Here is an 18,038-nt window from a genome sequence, read left to right as displayed (position 1 = left end):
GTAGCCCTTGGGGTCGTAGTACTCAGGGTCCGACAGACGCATGACCGGCCGGGAGACCACATCGTAAAGACCGTGCAGCACCAACTCCCGGTTGACGATGCAGATCTTGTCCCTCGGTATCCCGGGATAGAGACGGAACTCGCTGTCCACCGTCACCCGCCCCCAACCCGTTGAGCCGCTTCGCGAATGCGGACAGCGCGTGGTCGTACCCCTGGCACATCCGTTCCCGGTGACGCCGCACGGCGGGGTCGTCGAGCGGCTCACCGTTCGGCCCCACCCTGGACGGGACAACCTTGGGCTGCCCGAAATCCGGCACGAGCACTCTGATGCAGACACGCCTGGTCGGTCCGGGATCGTCGAGAAGCTCCTCCATGTGGTGGCAAAGCGCGCCGACGATCGTCTCCCCGGTATAGCCGAGAAAGGTGATCTCCACCGTCCGGGCACGGAAGGCCCCGCCCACACATCGGTCCAATTCGCGCGACTCCACCTGCGAACGCGCAGGCAGCCGAAGCGACGCGGCCAGGTCCTACGCCTTCCAGCGGCGTACGTCTGCGTATACGAGCCGCCGTCCCGGCGCGGGGCCCGGCAGTGGTACGCCGGGCGCCCGCGCCTCGGGGGCAGGATGCGGTCAGCCGGCCTTGGCGAGGGCCGGGACGAAGCGGGCCGCGTCGATCGTTCCGACACCGGTCGCCATGTCGTAGCCCTTCACCGCGGTGTAGCCGGTGACTCCCGCGTAGCTGTTGTTCGTGCCGTCCTTCACGTCCACGATCCCGGTGGACGACTTCGACGAGGACTGCGCGTACAGCGAGTACAGCGCCTTGTGGATGTCCCCCAGCCGGTGCCCGGCAACCTGGTCGGCCAGGGCCACGATTCCTGCGAAGAGCGGGCTGGCCTCGCTGGTGCCGACGTAGACCTCCCAGCCGACCCGCTTCGGGTCGTAGCTGGAGTACACCCATCCGCCGCCCTTCAGCGCGGCGGACATGGAGACGTCCGGGGTGCTGCGGTGATTGCCGGCCACCCCATTCTGATACGAGGGACGGGCGAAGACGTGGGACTGGCCGCCGCCGCTGGCGCCATGGTCGTTGTAGACGCTGTCCGGCGCGATGCGGTTGCCGTTGGCGTCCAGGTGCAGCTGGGTGCCGCCGACCGAGACCACCAGGGGGTCGTCGGTCGGCCAGGCGTTGACCCTATACGGATAGGTGGTCTGGCCGTTCGTGGTGGTATCGGTGGGTCCGCTGTCGCCGGAAGCGTCGGTGACGGTCACACCGTGCTTGGCCGCGTCCTTGAAGGCGTACCGCAGGTTCTGGATGCTGGAGAAGTCACCCTTGCTGAAGCCGGGGAAGTTGTTCTCCGCCACGCCCCAGCTCTGGCTGATCACATCGCCCACGCCGCGGTCGATGAGCGACTTCTCGGCGTCCATGACCTCTCGCAGGCCGGTGGTGCCGTCCCCGATCCGGCCGACCCCGGTCTCCGCCAGGACGATGTGCGCGTCCGGGGCGACGGCATGCGCCATCTCCACGTCGAGAGTGGTCTCCCCGGCCCAGCCGAGCTGGTCGGCGTCGCCGGGGTCGAAACGCGGGACGTTGCCCCACTTGACCACGTCGACATGGGTGCTCTTGATGCCGAACCGGGCGCTGTAGACATCCAGGTCCTTCTGGATGGTCGGCGAGCCGAACGGATCCACGATCACGATCGTGCGCCCCTTGCCGGTCACTCCCGCCCGGTACAGCGGGTTCAGGTTGTACGCCTGGCGGTACTGGATCGCGTTGTAGCAGTCGAACCCCCACTTCGCCCGGCACTGCGCAGTGGTCATCAGGCTGCCGGCCCCGCTCTGCGATTGCTGCCCGGCCGCCGGCACGGGCTTGACTTCTTGCGCCGGTCGCACGGGTGCAGCGACGGCGACGGAACCAGACAAAAGCCCTGCTATCGCTGCGAAACTGGTGAGGCTGGTGACCCAGGCTGCGGCGACCGCAGTGCGCCGCCGCGCATGAATCCTGCGCATAGATGCTCCTCGTAGTGGACTAGACCAGCTCGGCCGTTGACCGCCGATCTCACTCCGAGGGCGTCCATGAGGCAAGAGTTTGCCCCTGTGTGACTTGTCACTTCTTCATCCGATTCAATGCCCTATGCCCATATCGAGCGTGTTCCGCACGGCCTGGGCAACCCATCGAGGGCGCGCATGCCGGCCTGGTTGTCGCACGGCTTTAGTCCAGGTGACAGCGGGGCCTTCGCGTGTCGGGTTGCCTCCTGCGCAGTCGCGACCGGTTCGATGTCCGCTATATCGGTTTTACGAGATAGCTCAGATCTGACTGCTTCGTGAGATACATCACGGTCTGACCGTCGAAGAGTGGGCGACGCTTGAGCGGGATCGGGTGCCGCTGGAGCCCGACATGGCGCCACGCGCCCACTTGGTGCCGAGCGGAGCGGTTGGTGGCGTCGAAGCCCCCGGAGGGACGGCCGGACGCAGGTGACGGTCCGTCGAATGTGACGGCTGACCTCGGCGGACGCTCCAAGATCCTGTCCACTGCGAACTGCTGGGTGAGGCGACGTCCCCAAAAGGCGGTTCGAAGCCATCCGCGTGATGGCCCGTGAGCACCTGCCGGTGGAGCTGACCAGCCGGGTGCTGCACGCCGCCGAGTCCGGGTACTACGCCTGGCAGGACCGTCCGCCGTCGAACCGCCTGGTCAAGCACGCCTGGCCGACCGAGGCCATCGTGGGCATCCACACCGCCTCCCGCGGCACCTACGGCTCCCGCCGGGTGCACGCCGAGCCCCGTCTGGACGTGAGCATCCACGTCAGCCACGACACCGTGGAGCTGCTGATGCAGTGCGCCGGCCCGCACGGCCTGCCCGGCAACCGGCCCCCCGCGCCAAGCACGTGACCCCATCCGTCTGCGCAGTTCATCCGCTTCGTCCGGCCCTCCGGGCTCCTCGTGTCAGGGCCAGGGCAGATGTCCGCCTGGCGGGCGGCACAGGGCGAGCACGTCCAGGACGACCGCTGTCTCCAGCAGGTCGTCGCGGCCCTCCTTCGCCTGCGGGCCCACCGTTGCCGGCCATCTGGTCCCGGTCGTCGCGCTCGTGCGCCACGGTCAGCTCCCGGCGGTCCATGACGTTGCTGTAGAGCAGGGCCGGGATGAGCTGGCCGATGCGGACCAGGTGCTCGCCGTACACGGCCTGTGCCGCCCGGCTGGTCACCCATCTGGGCCACGCCTCAACGGCGGACGCTTGGTGCGGGATCATGTACGCCACGCTACCGGCCGTCTGTCACATCATGGCCGGAGACGTTCGCGTTCCAGGTGTGCTCCGTCGCCCCGGTCTCGCGCCGATAGGTGATCCACACGCTGTACGGGGCGAGGCCCTGCGCACAGGCGAGAGCGAACAGAACTCGTTCGATCGTGTCCAGACGCTGGGTATCGAGCGCTCCTGCGGCGCGCCGACGGCATCGGCGAGGGCGTCAACATCCGCCTCCAGGTCCCGTAGCCGCTCGTCGCGCGTCGCCGTCTCGTTTTCCGTACCCACCAATCTGATGACCGTCTGTGGCCGGCGCCGCAGACCCGCCAGGCCGAAGGTCAGGTCGGGTTCAGTGGAGTAATGCCGGTGCCCCCGTACAGCTCGGGTTCCAGCGACAGGACAGTGAGTGGTTCCCCCGCCCTCACCGCCTGCCAGGCGATCGCTGCCGCGTGCGCCACCGGCCAGTCGACGTTTCTCCAGTCCATCGCGTCCACCGCGTGCGTCGAGGTGAACGGCACGTTCTCCGCGAACCGTAGGGACGCCGCGTGCTTGCCGGCACCGGCGACCTGCCGTTCGGCGGCCAGCACGGACAGCGACGGGATGATGACCCGGCCAGTGCCACGCGAGGCCTCGATGTAGAGGCCGGTGAAGAAGGGATCCGCACGGAACAGGGCGGCCAGAGCGGTGTGGTCCAGGACAGCCGTCAGGTTCATGCCGCGGCGCCGTCCTGATGGGCGCGGATCTTCGCCCAGGCGTCCTGGCCGACCTGCTGGACCTGCTCGGTGTACTCGATGCCGAGCTCCCGGGCAGCCTCTCGGGCGCGCTGCTCCCGCTCGGCAACCGTGAGCTCCCGGGCAGCGAGGTCCTCTAGCAGCTCCGTGATGGTGGTGCCGCGCTCCTCCGCAAGGATGCGCAGCCGGTTACGCACTTCCTCGCTGGTTTTGATGCTCGTCGGCTTGCTCATGGAGTCGATTCTACCGCCGGTAGACCCGGCGGGATCACGTCTTCGAGCGCGCCGTCGGCGCAGCTGGCGGCCCACCACAGAGACGGCACCCGGATGACGGGGGCGGCCTCGGGACAGCATGGCTCCCCCACCGGCCTAAGGCTTGTCCCGCAATCGATCTTGCAGGCGTGCCAGGCGTACTGATTGCTGGGACGGTGGCCCGGCTATCCGGCTTGGAGCAGGTTGTGGAGGCGGGCGACGCCAAGCATGGCGTGGTGGACGCCTTCGCCCTTGAGTCGGCAGTCACGCAGGATCTTCCAGGTCTTCATCCGGGCGAAGACGTGCTCGACCCGAGCCCGGACTTGTTTGTGAGAGCGGTTGTGGTCCTGCTTCCACTCGCACAGTTCACCGCCGGCCGGGCGGCGGTGCGGGATTACGAGTCCGGTGCCCCGGTAGCCGCCGTCGGCGATCGTCGTGGTCCTTCCTACGGCTTGCTTGGCCCCGGATTCGGCCCACGCCTTGCAGTCGTTGCGGTTGCCGGGCACTGGTCGTCCGACCGCGACGACCAAGCGGGTGTCGGCATCGATGACGACCTGGTGGTTGGTCGAGTAGCGGTAGTTCTTGGACTGCTCGGCGATGGTGTGATCGCGGGTCGGCACGAGGGTGCCGTCGACGATGAGCACGGTGTCCCTCTGGAAGCGCCACCGCTGTTTGAGGGCGAGCTGTGGCCCCGTGTGGTCGATGATGCGGTCGGCGCTGGACTTTGAGATGCCGAACAGGGGCGCCAGTTGCCGCAGTGTCAAGTTGGTTCGCCAGTATGCCGCGACCAGGAGCACTCGGTCCTCCAGCGGCAGCGACCAGGGGCGCCCCGGACGAGTTCGTTCGGCTCCTTCCCGTCGCAGACTGGTGATCAGCTTGCGAAAGTCGCGCGGGCTCAGCCCGGTGAACGGGGCTATCCAGGACGGTTCCGACGCCGTGATCACACCAGCCACGTCAAGATCATCTCATCGCGAGCGATTGGATCGCGAGGCGTGGCGCTACAGCTTGATCTGCCCTGTCAGCCACCATTCGAGGTACTTGGCCAGGCTCGGTGCCACCCAGGTGCGGCTGTCGTCCTCGTGGTTCCAGACGAAGACATCGGGACGGTCGATCCTGGAGAGGAGCGCGAACAGGTCTCCGTTTCCCGCGTCCGCGAAGAAGAGCAGCGGATCGAACGGCATGTAGAGGGTGGCGAGCTCAGCGTCCTCGCGAAGGCTCTGGTTCTCAGAGGCGATGCGCTCGGCAGACCAGATGAGTCCGTCTCCGTACTCGCCCTCGATGCCGTTGCTCTCGCGTAGGAGAGCAGCAAGGTCCTGAGACAGTGGATGGCCGAGGATCGTGGTGCAGCGGATCAGCGACGACTCCGATGCAGGGGATTGGAAGACGACCGTGCTGGGCAGGGCCGCAACGACTTCGGACCACACAGTTGATTCGACCTCCATGAGTCTGGCCTGGATCGAACCGGCCTACAGTCCGTCGGCGCCAGCCGGGGCCCGCCCCTCGACCAGCGTGACTGATCAACGAGCCGAACCGTACGGCCCCGGCCGAGCCGGTCACTCACCGCCCCCGGCAATGCGGGACAGCCCTTAGGGCCGGATACCAAGGCTGACCCCGCCATGCGGCTAAAACCAGTCACAACCCTGTTGCCTGGCCGAATCCGGTGCCATCCTGTGACCGCGGTGATCCTCTTCCTCCCCCAGGCGGAGGCCCCCGCCCCCCTGGCCCCGTCCGTGTGCCGTCACCCAGCCGCGTTCACTGATTAGCGGCCAGCACTGCCGCGAGGCCTTCTTGTAAATCTTTGACGTAATACTCGGGAACCTCCAGCGACGGGAAATGTCCCCCGATTTCGGGCGACCTCCATCGGACGATCTGTCGGTACCGCTCCTGTGCCCAGGCGCGCGGACACTTCTCGATATCGCGGGGATACATACTGATTGCTGACGGGACGTCGACCCGAAGTTCGGGATCGAGCGAGTTGTGGCTTTCGTAGTAAATGCGGGCCGACGATGCGCCGGTCCGCGTCAGCCAATACAGGGTGACGTCGTCAAGAACGCGGTCTCTGGATATCGTCTCGAACGGGCTATCTTCGGTGTCTGACCACTCGGCGAACTTGTCAAGGATCCAGGCAAGAAGCCCGACCGGTGAGTCGACGAGCGAGTAGCCGATGGTCTGCGGTCGGGTCGCCTGCTGCTTCGCGTACGCCGCGCGGTGGCGCCAGAAATCGCGGGTTTCCTCGGTCCACTTGCGCTCGACCGCCGTCAGCCCGTCCATTGTCAACCCGGGCGGTCCCTCCGCGAACGTTGTGTGGATGCCGAGAACGTGCGCCGGGAACCTGCCGCCGAGAACCGTGGTGATATTACCTCCCCAGTCGCCGCCGTGGGCTGCGAACTTGCTGTAGCCGAGCCTTCCCATCAGTTCCACCCATGCGGCCGCGATCTTTTCGGTCCCCCACCCGGTGTTGGCCGGCTTGTCGCTGTAACCGAAGCCTGGTAGCGATGGAACCACGACGTGGAACGCCGACGCGTCTGCATCTTTCGGATCTGCCATCTCGTCTACTACATCGATGAACTCAGCAATGCTGCCGGGCCAGCCGTGCGTCAAGATCAGAGGAGTGGCATCTGCGCGCGCGGATCGGCGGTGCAGGAAGTGGATTCCCAGATCATCAATGGTCGTGCGGAACTGGCCGATCCGGTTGAGGCGTTCTTCGAACGACCGCCAGTTGTACCCGGTGCGCCAGTAGTTCACGACATCGACGAGGTCGGCGAGAGGAACGCCCTGTTCCCATCGGCGAGGGTCGGGCGCGGCGCGATAGACCGTCTCGGCCTCCGGTAGTCGCGCCGCGGCTAGTCGCGCGCGCAGATCGTCGAGGTCAGCGTCAGTCGCGTGGGCTTCAAATGCTTGCACGTCGCTGGTTGGACGGGGCATGAGACCTCCTGACCATCATGGAACCGTCTAAGGCGGTTCTAGCAGTTCTCCGGGCCACGCTGCAACCGGCTAAGGTGGTTCCATGCGTGCTGCGTTTCCCGACTTCCGCCTCGGCAACGTGCTGGCGACCAGCTTCACGGGGACTCTGTCGGAGCGTCATGGCAACGCTGTGGAGCGCATTCCCACGCCGCAGCGACTCGTCGACTGGCTGGCAGTGAACGGCCTCGCCGTGGACTCCTGCACCACTGCCCAGCTCGACCTCGCTCGGGAACTGAGGGAGTCGATTCACGCCGCCGCGACAGCGGCCGCGATCCAGGACGCTCTCCCTGCATCTGCTGTCCAAGTCATCAATGACTGCAGCGTCCAGGGTCGGGCCGCGGCGATCCTGACGCCCGAGGGTAAGCGGCAATGGCGGCTCAGCTCGGCTTCCTGCGTGGAAGATGCCCTCAGCGTGATCGCCGCCGACGCGATCGGCATCATCGCAGGCGAACGGGACGGAAAATTGGCCTTGTGCGCATCACCAACCTGCCAAGCCGCCTTCTTCGACACCAGCCAAAGTCGCACCCGTAAATGGTGTGACATGAACACGTGCGGGAATCGTCAGAAGAAAGCACGCTTCAATGCCAACCAGCGCAAAAACCCCAGATCAGCGGAGTGATCGTTACCTCGGTACATCAAAGTGGGCCCCACGCCTGCGACACATCTGTCGCGTTGGGTGCACCCCAGCGGCACCACCAAAGACCATGGTCAGGAGGTGGTCCGTGGGGCTGTAGTCGATCTTCCAGTCGGCATAGACCCCGCAGAATCCGTCCTTGATGCACCGCAGGCCCACGGTCACCCAGCGGACCGATCCGTCGCCGCCGAGCGAGAACGCGACGGCGACTTCGAACTCCTCGCTCCCGCAAGGGCAGCCGGCCGCACCGGGCGCGTCGTCCTCCCAGGACTCCTCGTTCCGGTACTCCTCGCTGTCCGCGATGAACGCGCGGCTCCCCCAGGTAGGTGTCCGCCTTCGCGAAGACCAGCACGGCGAGCACCAGGCGCATGGGGTATCGCCGCACGGACGCCGGGCGGCAGAGCCGTCGATCAATCTCGTGGTAGCGTCGCGGCGGAGGCTCATAGGTGCCCGCCCCGGACGAGATGTGCGCCGTACCCGGCCTGCTAAGACGACGCACTCAGGAGGCGTCATGACTGCAGCCACATCCGTCATCGATTTCGACAGCCCGGCTCCCCGGCCTCGCGCCTTAGACGTCCGCTGGATCCACGGCTCACCGTCGTCCAAGCACAACACTGACCCGGACGTCCAGGTCTACGAGTACGACGAGCACACGGTCATCCTGCGCCAGAACATGGCGATCGACTACGAAGCGCCGTTCCTGTTCCTGCTGTTCGGCAATACACAGGCGGTGCTGATCGACACCGGAGCCACCGCGTCCACCGAGTTCTTCCCCTTGCGCCAGGTGGTAGACCAGCTCGTCGACGGCTGGCTTGCCCGCCACCCCCGGCAGGGGTATCACCTGCTGGTACTGCACACCCACGCCCACGACGACCACATCGCGGGCGACGGCCAGTTCGCCGACCGCCCCGACACCACGGTAGTGAGCGCCGACCTGACCAACGCCTGGAAGTATTTCGGATTCGACGAGAACCCCGCCGCCGTGGCGAGGGTCGATCTGGGAGGCCGCAGGCTCGAGTGCCTGGCCACCCCCGGGCACCACGAGGCAGCCGTGACGTTCTACGACCCGTGGACCGGGTTCCTGCTCACCGGCGACACGGTCTACCCCGGCCGACTCTACGTCCAGGACTGGTCCGCCTTCGCCCGGACCATCGACCGCCTGATCGACTTCTCCGAACACAGGCCGGTCACCCACGTCCTGGGCTGCCACATCGAGATGACTACCGAACCGGGCGTGGACTACCCGGTCCGCACCACCTACCAACCCCACGAACCCCCGCTGCAGATGACCACCGGCCACCTCCACGAGATCCGCACCGCACTCAACGAGATCGGCGACCAGCCCCACCGACTCGCCCGCCCCCTCTTCGTCATCTGCCCAGACGACTGAGCCCTGCCCCAGAAGTACCGCCAGCCCGGCAAGGGCTCCACGTTGCTCACCAATGCTGCCATGCTCGCCGCACATCGCCCCGCATCGGCACGAGCCGAAGTCAGTAACTCGTGCGTGGGGTGGAGCGGCACAGGTGGAGGACCCCCGGCCGGCCCTTCCGGCTCGCCTGACGCGGCGGCGCGGCTTACAAGCCTGTTCCGGGCGCACGGAGACGCCCCCGCCTGGTCGCGATGCTGGTGGCGCTTGCCCGAGCCGTCACGAGGGGAACCGCTCTGGGCGGAAATCCGCCAGCAACTCATCTCTCGTCCCGCTGAGGATCTCCGAAGCAAGCAGCCGACCGATTACCGGCCCGAGCGTGATGCCGCTGTGGGAAACGGCCTCGTAGTAGCCCGGCACAGACGGCACCGCTCCCACCGAGGGGAATCCGTCGGCCGGGATAGGCCGGTGGGCTACCCGTGTCTGCTCGATGCGGGAGTTGCCGAGCTCGGGAACGACGTGCCGCGCCGATTCGTGGAGCAGCCGTGCGAGTTCCGCTGGATCTTCGCCTGCGTCGATGAGTGCGTCGATCTCGCGGCTGTGGAGAACCACCGAAGCGTCCCCGTCAGGACGGATCTCGATGTGAGGCGCGTGCATGGCCCGGCGAACCGGGACCTGAGCACAGCCGATCCGGGCGACGACGCCGGGTTCCCGACGCATCGGCAACTGCCGTGCGATGAGCCCGGCGACGTGGGAGGCGCTGGGGCCCGCTGCATTCACGACGATGTCGACGTCGAGACAGCTCCCATCGGACAGAGCAACCGTCCGGATGCTCCCGTCGGCACCGGTGCCGACCTCACAGACCGCGGTACCGGACCGGAGCTCGGCGCCAGATGCAACAGCCTGGCCGACCAGGCGGCCGACGAGATGACGTCCGTGCACCCATGCTTCGTCTGGGTAGAACACGACTGGAACCTCGCCGGGCACCGTGAGAGCAGGTTCGAGGCGGCGCACCTCAGCCCCCGTGCACACCTCGACCCGGTAGTCCCAGCTTGCCAGCACTCCGGCTGTTTCCAGAAGCTTCATCTGCGCTGCCGGTTCGTCTGCCCAGCGCAGGTGGCCGCTGGGATACCACCATGAGTCTGGCCCGATAGCCCTGGCAAGCTCACGATGGGCTGCCATGCCCGCGACGTTCAGGTCGAAGTAGGACTTGCGCGCAGACTTGTTGCTGGCATTGACCCACGAGAAAGACCAGTTGGTGACGCCTTCGCCCGGCTGGCCTGCGTCGATGAAGACCACCTCGGCGCCCTGCCGGGACAGGTTCCAGCCCACGCTGGCTCCGAGGATGCCCACTCCGATGACAGCAACACGTTCAGGCCGATACACGGACCCGATCCTCACGAACGCCCCCTTCCCAGGTCACCGGCGAACTCCCGTTCCTAGCATGCAAGCACCAGTCACCGCCTGCCGCGGTTGTCCTTGCCTGGGGAAGCCTCAGCCCGACCCCCATCCCCATACCTCACACACCCCGGGATACAGCCCCCGCTCCGGGCCCATCAGGGACTTGAAGGAAGTTCACCCTGACGAGCCGAAGTCAGTAACTTCGCGGCCCTGGACCTTGACGGGGGCCGGCCGCGGCCTGGGTCGGTACCGATTCGGGGAGGCCGAAGCGTGGGTAGAGGGCGTCGAGGTGGAAGCGGGTGATCGCGCGGATCTGCCCGCCGGTGATGTCGAGCACGATGAGCCCGCCCGGCGTGGCCACCGGCTTGCCCGGTTGGCTGACATAGCTACCGAGCGAGGGCTGCGTGTTGGCATACGTGGGCAGTAGAAATACGTCGCGCTCGCCCCGGTAGTCGAATGCCACCCGGAAGAATTCGGCGATCGCGTCGTGGCCGTGGTACTGGTGGGGCACCGGCGGCATGGACAACCACGCGTCGTCGGTGAGCAGCGCGATCAGGCCGTCGACGTCGGCGGCGACGAAGGCGTCGGCGAAGCGACGGGCCACCTTGTCGCGCTCCCCCGCTGACCCGCGCCGGTCCGCTGGTTCCTCCCTCCCGGACGCCGCGTCCACCGCGGCGCGGGCACGTTGCAGGGCGCCCTTGATCGCGGTCTGGCTGGTGCCGAGCATGTCGGCCACTTCATTGGTGTCGAAGCCGAGCACGTCGCGCAGTACGAGTGTGGCGGCTTGGCGTGGTGGCATCCGCTGCAAGGCGGCCACGAACGCCAGTTCCACCGCTTCGCTGGCCTGGTACCGCACGTCCGGTCCGGGCGCGGTGTCGGCGATCGCGTCCAGCAGGGTGTCCGGGAACGGCTGCAGCCAGGTGATCTCGTCCCGGCTGGTCGGCTCGGGTGGCTGGAACGGCGGCACCGGTTCGGGCACGACTCGCCGGCTGGCAGCGCGTAGCGCGTTGAGGCACTGATTGGTGGCGATCCGGTACAGCCACGAGCGCAGTGACGACCGCTGCTGGAAACCGCCCAGCCCACGCCACGCCGCCACCAAGGTCTCCTGCAGTACGTCCTCGGCGTCGGTCAGCGAGCCGAGCATCCGGTAGCAGTGCACCAGCAGTTCCCGCCCGTGCGGTTCGGTCAGCTCGCGGAACGCCTGCTCGTCTCCGGCGCGGGCCCGGTCCAGGGTGGCCTGTTGCACGACCACAGCCTGCCATGCCCCACCGACATTTTTCGAGAAATTCCGCGCGCACCGTTCCGTTCGCGACCGGGCCGGTGTCTGCACGAGTGACAGACACACCGAGAGCAAGGGAGTTGAGTTCGATGAACCAGGCACACCGTCCAGGTTGGACGTTGGCGATCACATCGGTGGCGTTCTTCATGGTCGCGCTGGACGCGCTGGTGGTCACCACCGCGCTGCCGGTGATCGGGCGGGACCTGCACGCCGGGATGATGACGCTGCAATGGACGGTCAACACCTACGGCCTGACCTACGCGGCGGTCATCATCACCGCGGCCGCGCTGGGCGACCGCTACGGACGCCGGGCGGTGTTCATGGCCGGTCTCGCGGTTTTCACGGTGGCGTCGGCCGGCTGCGCGCTCGCGCCGAGCGTGGCGGCGTTGCTGGCCGCGCGCACCGTGCAGGGGGTCGGTGCTGCCGCGGTGATGCCGCTGAGCCTCACCATCCTGACCCAGGCGTTCCCGCCGCAGCGGCGGGGCGCGATTGTCGGTATCTGGGGCGGCCTTGGCGGGCTGGCGGTCGCCGCTGGTCCCTTGGTAGGCGGCGCCGTGACTCAAGGCCTGGACTGGCACTGGATCTTCTGGGTGAACGTGCCGATCGGGCTCGCCGCGCTCGCGCTGTCCGGTGCCCGGCTGCCGGAGTCGCGGGGGCAGGCAGTTCGGCTGGACGTGCCCGGCGTTGCCCTGCTGACCGGGGGCGTGTTCGCGCTGGTCTGGGGCCTGGTGAGAGCCGGCGAGGTCGGTTGGGGCGCTGCGCAGACCGTGGTCGTGCTGGCGCTCGGGCTCGCGCTGGTGGCCGGGTTCGTCGCCTGGGAACGGCGCACGGCCACGCCGTTGCTGCCGCCGCAGTTGTTCCGGGTGCGTGACGTCGCCGCGGCTAACGCAAGTGCCTTCCTGATGAGCGGCGCGGTGACCGCGTCGGCGTTCCTGATCGCGCAGTACTGCCAGCTGGTGCTGGGCTACTCGCCGCTAGGCACCGGGCTGCACCTCCTGCCGTGGACGGCCACCCCGCTGCTGATCGCCCCGGTCGCCGGGCGGTTGTCCGACCGGATTGGGCGGCGCCCGGTGCTGGCCATCGGTCTGCTGTTGCAGGCCGTGGGGCTGGGTTGGTTCGCTCTGCTCGCCGACGGCCGACCGCACTATGCGGTGCTGGTGACGCCGTTGGTGGTGGCCGGTATCGGCATCTCGATGGCGCTGCCGACCGCGGCCACAGCGGCGATCAATGCGGTGCGGCCGGAGGAGATGGGCAAGGCATCGGGCACCAACAGCACTCTGCAACGGCTGGGCGCGGTGTTCTGTGTCGCGATCGCGACCACCGTGTTCACCGCCGCCGGCGGCACGGCCACCACGTTCGCCGCGGGCTTCCGTCCCGCGCTGGAGATCGTCGCCGCGATGTCCCTGCTCGGGGTGGGCACCGCTTCGGCACTGCGCGGCCGCCACGCCAGCCGGTCCACGTCGGCCCCCGCCGCGCGGCTTGTCGACACAGGCAGCCCCACCGCCTGACCACCCTGTCCGAACACAACAACCAACAATGGAAGGGAAAAACCCTACTGATTGCTTGCCGCCGACGGGCGGATCCGCCGCTGTTCTTCCAGTTCCGGTTCGGGACACCCCCGTTTACGCGGACAACGAGCCGTCTTGTGATCGAAGTTCGGCCAAACGTAATTCACCACTTGGCCGCCGGGGCGCGAAAGGGTGCGCACGACTTCGACACACTCGGGAAGGAACAACGGTGGACACACCGACCCAAACGTCCAGCACGACATCCGACAGATCCAGCGCGTCGAGCGAGCCGACCACGACCGGCGGGGTCAGCCGCCGGCACGCCCTGGGGCTCTTGGGCACGGCGGGCACCGGAGCCGCCGCGACCGCGCTGCTGGGCGTCGGCCCCGCGGCGGCGGCCGAACAGCACGGCGCTCCCGCTCTCCACGTCGCGCCCGGCAAGACGGGGGCCTCGCCCGTGCAGGGCCTGCACCTGACGTTCGGTGCGGACCCGAGCACCCAGATGATCGTCTCCTGGCTCACGGACGGTCCGGTCAACCAGCCGATCGTGCGCTACGGCACGTTCGACGGCGGCGTGGGCTCGAGCGTCGCGGCCACGACCCGCACCTACGCCGACGGCAAGTCCGGACGCACGGTCTACGTCCACCACGCCGCTCTGAACCAGCTGCACCACAACACCGACTACGTGTACGTGGTCTCCCACGAGGGTGCCACCCCCGACAGCGGCACCTTCCGCACAGCGCCGCGCGGGCGCGCCCCCCTCACCTTCACCAGCTTCGGCGACCAGGCGGCGCCGCAGGTGTCGTGGTCGTCCGACGGTACGCCCACGCTCGACAACAACTCCACGCCCGCCAGCAAGGACATCGTGACCGGAATCGAGCAGGTCGCGCCGCTGTTCCACCTGCTCAACGGCGACCTGTGCTACGCCAACAGGGATGTCGACCGGGTCCGCACCTGGAACAACTTCTTCACCAACAACACCCGCTCGGCCCGCTTCCGCCCCTGGATGCCCGCGGCCGGCAACCACGAGATCGAGTCCGGCAACGGCCCGATCGGCATGGACGCCTTCCAGGCGTACTTCACGCTGCCGTCGACCGAGACCGACCCCGAGCTCGCCGGCCTGTGGTACGCGTTCACCGCCGGCTCGGTCCGCGTCATCGTGCTGCAGAACGACGACTACGTCTACCAGCACGCGAGTGACTACTACATCGCCGGCTACTCCGGTGGCCGCCAGCTCGCCTTCCTCGAGCGGGAGCTGAAGGCCGCCCGGGCCTCGCGCGACATCGACTGGGTCGTCGTCGCGATGCACCAAGTCATGATCAGCTCCTCCGACGCCAGTGGCTCCGACATGGCGCTGCGTCAGAACTACGGGCCGCTCTTCGACAGGTACGGCGTCGACCTGGTGGTGTGCGGCCACGAGCACAACTACGAGCGGTCACTCGCCGTGCGCGGCGTCGTCGCGGGCAGCGAGACCCTCACCCCCAACCCGGTCTCTCAGGCGACCGACGTCGTCGACACCTCCTTCGGCACCGTGCACATGGTGCTCGGCGGTGGCGGGGTGTCCGGCACGAACAACCAGTCGTTCTTCAAGGACGGCACCGCCAAGGTGATCACCGGTTTCAACAGCACCGGCGGCTCCAACTACGCCAAGGAGCAGGCAATCTGGCGGGGCACCCGCGACGAGGACCACCCCTACGGCTTCGCAGCGTTCACCGTCGACCCCGGCCGTCACCCCGGCGACACGACGAGCATGTACGTCACCTACTACAACGTGAACAAGCCGAACGGTGAGCTGTCGGTCTTCGAGAAATTCACTCTGCAGCGGAAGCGTTCCGACGGCGGCCGCTGACCGTACACCCGGGCGGCAGGAGTGAACCGACCCACACTCCTGCCGATGGCGCAACCAACGCTCCCCCATTCCCGCGATGGTGACATCGCGGGACTGAGGTCGTCGCGGACGTCCCGGTCACGTACCCGTGCCCGCCTTGCTGTCAGGGCTTCCCGCGCCGACTATCTGCGGTTGCCCCCTGGTGGAAGGTGGTGGCTACGAGAGCGGTCCCAGGATCTCCTGGGACTCGATGAGCCCCCGCCCGCTGGGTGCCTTGCCGTCACCCAAGACGCGTGCGGCTTGCCGGGCCCGGAGTTCGAGGTGTGCTTCCGCCGGCTTGGCGTAGCCGTAGCGGGCGCGGGCCTCCGCAGGCGTCAGTACTTCTTCGTTGCGGGGAGGAATGCCCAGCTTCATCGGCGCGATCACGGGGGCTCACGTGCCCGCTGCGTGCCCGTTCCGAGGGGACGCAAAGGGGAACCGTGGGGAACAACCCGCCCGGCTGCGCTCCGCCCCAGGTCGGAGGCTCGGCAGGTCAGCCAAGGCCCGCATACGGCGTCTTCCAAACTGGGACGTAGATCGGGCTGCATATCCAGATGCGCAGGCAGCGGGACTTCGCCAGGATGCGGCCGTGACCGAACCCTTCATCAACGTGAACCGCGGCCCAGAGGACGGGCCCTATCGGTGTCCGTGCTGCGACTACCTGACGCTTGCCGAGCGCGGCCTCTACGAGATCTGCCCCGTGTGCTTCTGGGAGGACGACGGCCAGGACGATCAGGACGCCGACAGGGTACGCGGCGGACCGAACGGCCGGCTGAGTCTGACTGAGGCCCGTCGGAACTTCCACGCCATGGGTGCCTGCGACGAGCGGCGCACCCAGTTCGTTCGGGAGCCACTGTCACACGAGCATCCGCTGTCCTGACATCACCCATTGACGGGCCGTCCCGGGGCCGTCAAAGGGTGCTCCACGACGACCAACGCTGACAACCGATGACAGCTGAGCCGCAGGTCACAGCGTTGACCGATTACACGGCCGCAGGTCAAAGACCCGGCCCTTCACTTCTTCGGCTACTGACCGCGCTGGGGTCCGAGGCCCGCCCTCGGGCTGCTCGGCCGGCGCCCCTGGACCGTCGCTGCGCGAGGAGACCGCGCTCAGGGAACTCGCCGAGGAGACCGGCATCACCGACGTCGAACTCACTGACGGATATACCCGAGGAGCTTCATGAGCGCATGATGTCGCGTGGTCTCGACACGTGGGACTGACATCCCCAGCGGCATAACTGTGACACCGAAGGAACCGTAAGGGCCCTTGCCACAAGCAGGCTGTCGCCTTCAACAACTCGCGGCAGTACCTGCATCGGCGCATGACGGGGCTGGCAGCGTTTCGGTCTAGCGGTGCCCCAGCAGAGGGATTAGCGTTATCCGCAGAGCAGTCGTGGTTCCGAAGTCGTGCGCCCGTGGTCACCTTGCCCGCGGGCCCTTTGCTGTACAGCCCTCTCCGGACCAGGGCTATTACCTCCGGGCCCGCACCATGCGGGCCCGAACCCCCTCGAAGGAGACAGGCATGGCCAAGGGCACTGTGAAGTGGTTCAACGCGGAGAAGGGCTTCGGCTTCATCGAGCAGGAGGGCGGCGGCCCGGACGTCTTCGCCCACTACTCCAACATTGCCGCTCAGGGCTTCCGCGAACTGCAGGAGGGCCAGCACGTGGAGTTCGACGTCACCCAAGGCCAAAAGGGCCCCCAGGCGGAGAACATCCGCGTCATCTGACCCAGCTCCCGAACAGGCCCGGCACCGTGGAGGGTGCCGGGCCTCCGTGTCTGGCCGCCGGCCGCGAGCGCTTCGGGCTGACTGACCGACATCAACCGGGCGGGTCCTCGCCCGCGCGGCCGCCGGCTCCGAGAGCGCGGCGCGGGCTCGGCGGCGGCGCAGGCTGGGCACCGGGCGCTCCGCGGGCCCGCAACTCGTCAAGGTCGGGGAGGTACACGCCGGGCAGCGCGTCGAGAAGGTCGGCCTGGGCAGCGCGGATGCTGTGCGCGGAAGCCTGGGGGCCGGAGGGTGGTGATCATCGCCTCGCAGACGGTGGTGGAGCGGCCTCGGTGCTGTCCCTGTCCGCAGCCGTCGTCTCGGCCGGGTACACCTGGCCGTGGCGCGCGGAAGGTGAGTTGTGGCCGCGGCTGTTCGTACTGGCCGCCGGGCTCGTATTGGGATCCGTGGTGGCCACCGCCGCGCATGACCAGATCGGTGGGCCGTGGCCGGCCTTCATCTTCGGCATCGGTGCCCCCTCTACGATCCGGGGCATCCTCTCCGGAGTGGAGGTCGGACCGCAGCCCAGCTCCGATGTAGATCGGGGCTATCAGACGGCCCCGCCGCTGCCACCCACGCCTAGGCAGAGGGAGGTCCTTGAAGGCTCCCCTCCCTGAAGGGAGGGGATTCGTCACCCTCCAGGGCTGAGCGGGGATTTACGGCTCAGGCCGCCACCGGAGCCGGCGGCTCGGGTGGTCTTACGCCCTCGACACCGTCCGGGTTCCAACCTGCCCGGACCAGCATCACGCGGGCGGAGTTCTTGTCCCTGGGGGACAGGGCTGCGCACGCGGTGCAGGCATACGTTCTCGTCGAGTGAAGTGTCCTTCAGCGCTTTGGCACGGGACTTGGCAAAGTCGCGTATCACCTGCTGCCGCGGCGCCGACGCGCCCTCAGCCAGCCATGGCGTGACCCCGCGTGCCTGGGTCAGCATCTTGTCCAACTGCCCCGGCCCACAGGTCAACTTCTCGCCGGTCGCCCGGCTCTGCGCGTGCACCTGCCTGGACTTCGCGACGCACTCATTCCAGATCCACCGGCAGCGCGCCCA

16 protein-coding genes, 1 pseudogene and 1 riboswitch are annotated in these 18,038 nt (G+C 67.7%); of the genes and pseudogenes, 7 read left to right on the top strand and 10 right to left on the bottom strand.

Annotated features, from left to right (window positions below):
- Positions 1-628: 628 nt before the first annotated feature.
- On the bottom strand, positions 629-1,813 hold the full coding sequence (locus tag AB0M27_RS41475) for a S53 family peptidase (protein WP_365730297.1): 1,185 nt from the start codon (positions 1,811-1,813) through the stop codon (positions 629-631).
- A gap of 768 nt (positions 1,814-2,581) precedes the next feature.
- Here AB0M27_RS41475 and AB0M27_RS41470 point away from each other — a divergent pair.
- Positions 2,582-2,881, top strand: a complete 300-nt coding sequence (locus AB0M27_RS41470) for an IS3 family transposase (protein WP_365730294.1) — start codon at positions 2,582-2,584, stop codon at positions 2,879-2,881.
- Between the two features lie 687 nt (positions 2,882-3,568).
- Here AB0M27_RS41470 and AB0M27_RS41465 read toward each other — a convergent pair.
- The 5 genes from AB0M27_RS41465 to AB0M27_RS41445 all read right to left on the bottom strand — a co-directional run bounded on the left by AB0M27_RS41465 (position 3,569) and on the right by AB0M27_RS41445 (position 7,137).
- Positions 3,569-3,943, bottom strand: a complete 375-nt coding sequence (locus AB0M27_RS41465) for a PIN domain-containing protein (RefSeq protein WP_365730292.1) — start codon at positions 3,941-3,943, stop codon at positions 3,569-3,571.
- Complete coding sequence (locus AB0M27_RS41460) at positions 3,940-4,194, bottom strand: hypothetical protein (RefSeq protein ID WP_365730290.1); 255 nt, start codon at positions 4,192-4,194, stop codon at positions 3,940-3,942. The genes AB0M27_RS41465 and AB0M27_RS41460 overlap by 4 nt, the downstream gene beginning before the upstream one ends.
- Positions 4,195-4,397: 203 nt before the next feature.
- A complete protein-coding gene (locus tag AB0M27_RS41455; RefSeq protein ID WP_365730289.1) occupies positions 4,398-5,165 on the bottom strand; it encodes a transposase in 768 nt (255 codons plus the stop codon).
- Positions 5,166-5,210: 45 nt separating this feature from the next.
- On the bottom strand, positions 5,211-5,654 hold the full coding sequence (locus AB0M27_RS41450; protein ID WP_365730287.1) for an SMI1/KNR4 family protein: 444 nt from the start codon (positions 5,652-5,654) through the stop codon (positions 5,211-5,213).
- Between the two features lie 310 nt (positions 5,655-5,964).
- A complete protein-coding gene (locus tag AB0M27_RS41445) occupies positions 5,965-7,137 on the bottom strand; it encodes an epoxide hydrolase family protein (protein ID WP_365730285.1) in 1,173 nt (390 codons plus the stop codon).
- Positions 7,138-7,219: 82 nt separating this feature from the next.
- On the opposite strand from AB0M27_RS41445, the gene AB0M27_RS41440 reads away from it, so the two are divergent.
- A complete protein-coding gene (locus AB0M27_RS41440) occupies positions 7,220-7,795 on the top strand; it encodes a CGNR zinc finger domain-containing protein (protein ID WP_365730283.1) in 576 nt (191 codons plus the stop codon).
- A 447-nt stretch (positions 7,796-8,242) separates the two neighbouring features.
- A riboswitch (guanidine-III (ykkC-III) riboswitch) is annotated at positions 8,243-8,310 on the top strand.
- An 11-nt stretch (positions 8,311-8,321) separates the two neighbouring features.
- Positions 8,322-9,200, top strand: coding sequence for an MBL fold metallo-hydrolase (locus AB0M27_RS41435; RefSeq protein WP_365730281.1), 879 nt, complete (start codon positions 8,322-8,324; stop codon positions 9,198-9,200).
- A gap of 255 nt (positions 9,201-9,455) precedes the next feature.
- On the opposite strand, the gene AB0M27_RS41430 is transcribed toward AB0M27_RS41435, so the two are convergent.
- Both AB0M27_RS41430 and AB0M27_RS41425 read right to left on the bottom strand, forming a co-directional pair.
- The gene (locus tag AB0M27_RS41430) at positions 9,456-10,562 is read right to left on the bottom strand and encodes an FAD-dependent oxidoreductase (RefSeq protein ID WP_365730299.1); all 1,107 of its coding nucleotides are present in this window, start codon (positions 10,560-10,562) and stop codon (positions 9,456-9,458) included.
- A gap of 208 nt (positions 10,563-10,770) precedes the next feature.
- Positions 10,771-11,823, bottom strand: coding sequence for an RNA polymerase subunit sigma-70 (locus tag AB0M27_RS41425; RefSeq protein WP_365730279.1), 1,053 nt, complete (start codon positions 11,821-11,823; stop codon positions 10,771-10,773).
- 122 nt (positions 11,824-11,945) lie between these two features.
- On the opposite strand from AB0M27_RS41425, the gene AB0M27_RS41420 reads away from it, so the two are divergent.
- Positions 11,946-13,364 (top strand): DHA2 family efflux MFS transporter permease subunit, encoded by a 1,419-nt coding sequence (locus AB0M27_RS41420; RefSeq protein ID WP_365730276.1) that lies wholly within the window; start codon positions 11,946-11,948, stop codon positions 13,362-13,364.
- A 229-nt stretch (positions 13,365-13,593) separates the two neighbouring features.
- Entirely contained in the window at positions 13,594-15,213 is a 1,620-nt protein-coding gene (locus tag AB0M27_RS41415; RefSeq protein ID WP_365730274.1) for a metallophosphoesterase family protein, read from the top strand.
- Positions 15,214-15,408: 195 nt separating this feature from the next.
- On the opposite strand, the gene AB0M27_RS41410 is transcribed toward AB0M27_RS41415, so the two are convergent.
- Entirely contained in the window at positions 15,409-15,618 is a 210-nt protein-coding gene (locus AB0M27_RS41410; RefSeq protein ID WP_365730273.1) for a hypothetical protein, read from the bottom strand.
- A 202-nt stretch (positions 15,619-15,820) separates the two neighbouring features.
- Here AB0M27_RS41410 and AB0M27_RS41405 point away from each other — a divergent pair, with 202 nt between their 5' ends.
- On the top strand, positions 15,821-16,111 hold the full coding sequence (locus AB0M27_RS41405; protein ID WP_365730271.1) for a CPCC family cysteine-rich protein: 291 nt from the start codon (positions 15,821-15,823) through the stop codon (positions 16,109-16,111).
- A gap of 642 nt (positions 16,112-16,753) precedes the next feature.
- The gene (locus AB0M27_RS41400; RefSeq protein WP_059130479.1) at positions 16,754-16,957 is read left to right on the top strand and encodes a cold-shock protein; all 204 of its coding nucleotides are present in this window, start codon (positions 16,754-16,756) and stop codon (positions 16,955-16,957) included.
- An 856-nt stretch (positions 16,958-17,813) separates the two neighbouring features.
- Here AB0M27_RS41400 and AB0M27_RS41395 read toward each other — a convergent pair.
- Positions 17,814-18,038, bottom strand: a pseudogene (locus AB0M27_RS41395) (RNA-guided endonuclease TnpB family protein); the annotation flags it as partial.

Origin of the sequence: Streptomyces sp. NPDC052107, from assembly GCF_040680215.1 — a bacterium.
Taxonomy (GTDB): domain Bacteria; phylum Actinomycetota; class Actinomycetes; order Streptomycetales; family Streptomycetaceae; genus Streptomyces.
The sequence above is the reverse complement of the archived record's forward strand: the minus strand, read 5'-3'. Positions and strand labels throughout refer to the sequence as shown.

Bases quoted from the DNA above. Each gene is read 5' to 3' on its own strand.
- AB0M27_RS41475 (WP_365730297.1), bottom strand. From the start codon at position 1,813: ATGACCACTGCGCAGTGCCGGGCGAAGTGGGGGTTCGACTGCTACAAC.
- AB0M27_RS41470 (WP_365730294.1), top strand. From the start codon at position 2,582: ATGGCCCGTGAGCACCTGCCGGTGGAGCTGACCAGCCGGGTGCTGCAC.
- AB0M27_RS41465 (WP_365730292.1), bottom strand. From the start codon at position 3,943: ATGAACCTGACGGCTGTCCTGGACCACACCGCTCTGGCCGCCCTGTTC.
- AB0M27_RS41460 (WP_365730290.1), bottom strand. From the start codon at position 4,194: ATGAGCAAGCCGACGAGCATCAAAACCAGCGAGGAAGTGCGTAACCGG.
- AB0M27_RS41450 (WP_365730287.1), bottom strand. From the start codon at position 5,654: ATGGAGGTCGAATCAACTGTGTGGTCCGAAGTCGTTGCGGCCCTGCCC.
- AB0M27_RS41445 (WP_365730285.1), bottom strand. From the start codon at position 7,137: ATGCCCCGTCCAACCAGCGACGTGCAAGCATTTGAAGCCCACGCGACT.
- AB0M27_RS41440 (WP_365730283.1), top strand. From the start codon at position 7,220: ATGCGTGCTGCGTTTCCCGACTTCCGCCTCGGCAACGTGCTGGCGACC.
- AB0M27_RS41435 (WP_365730281.1), top strand. From the start codon at position 8,322: ATGACTGCAGCCACATCCGTCATCGATTTCGACAGCCCGGCTCCCCGG.
- AB0M27_RS41420 (WP_365730276.1), top strand. From the start codon at position 11,946: ATGAACCAGGCACACCGTCCAGGTTGGACGTTGGCGATCACATCGGTG.
- AB0M27_RS41400 (WP_059130479.1), top strand. From the start codon at position 16,754: ATGGCCAAGGGCACTGTGAAGTGGTTCAACGCGGAGAAGGGCTTCGGC.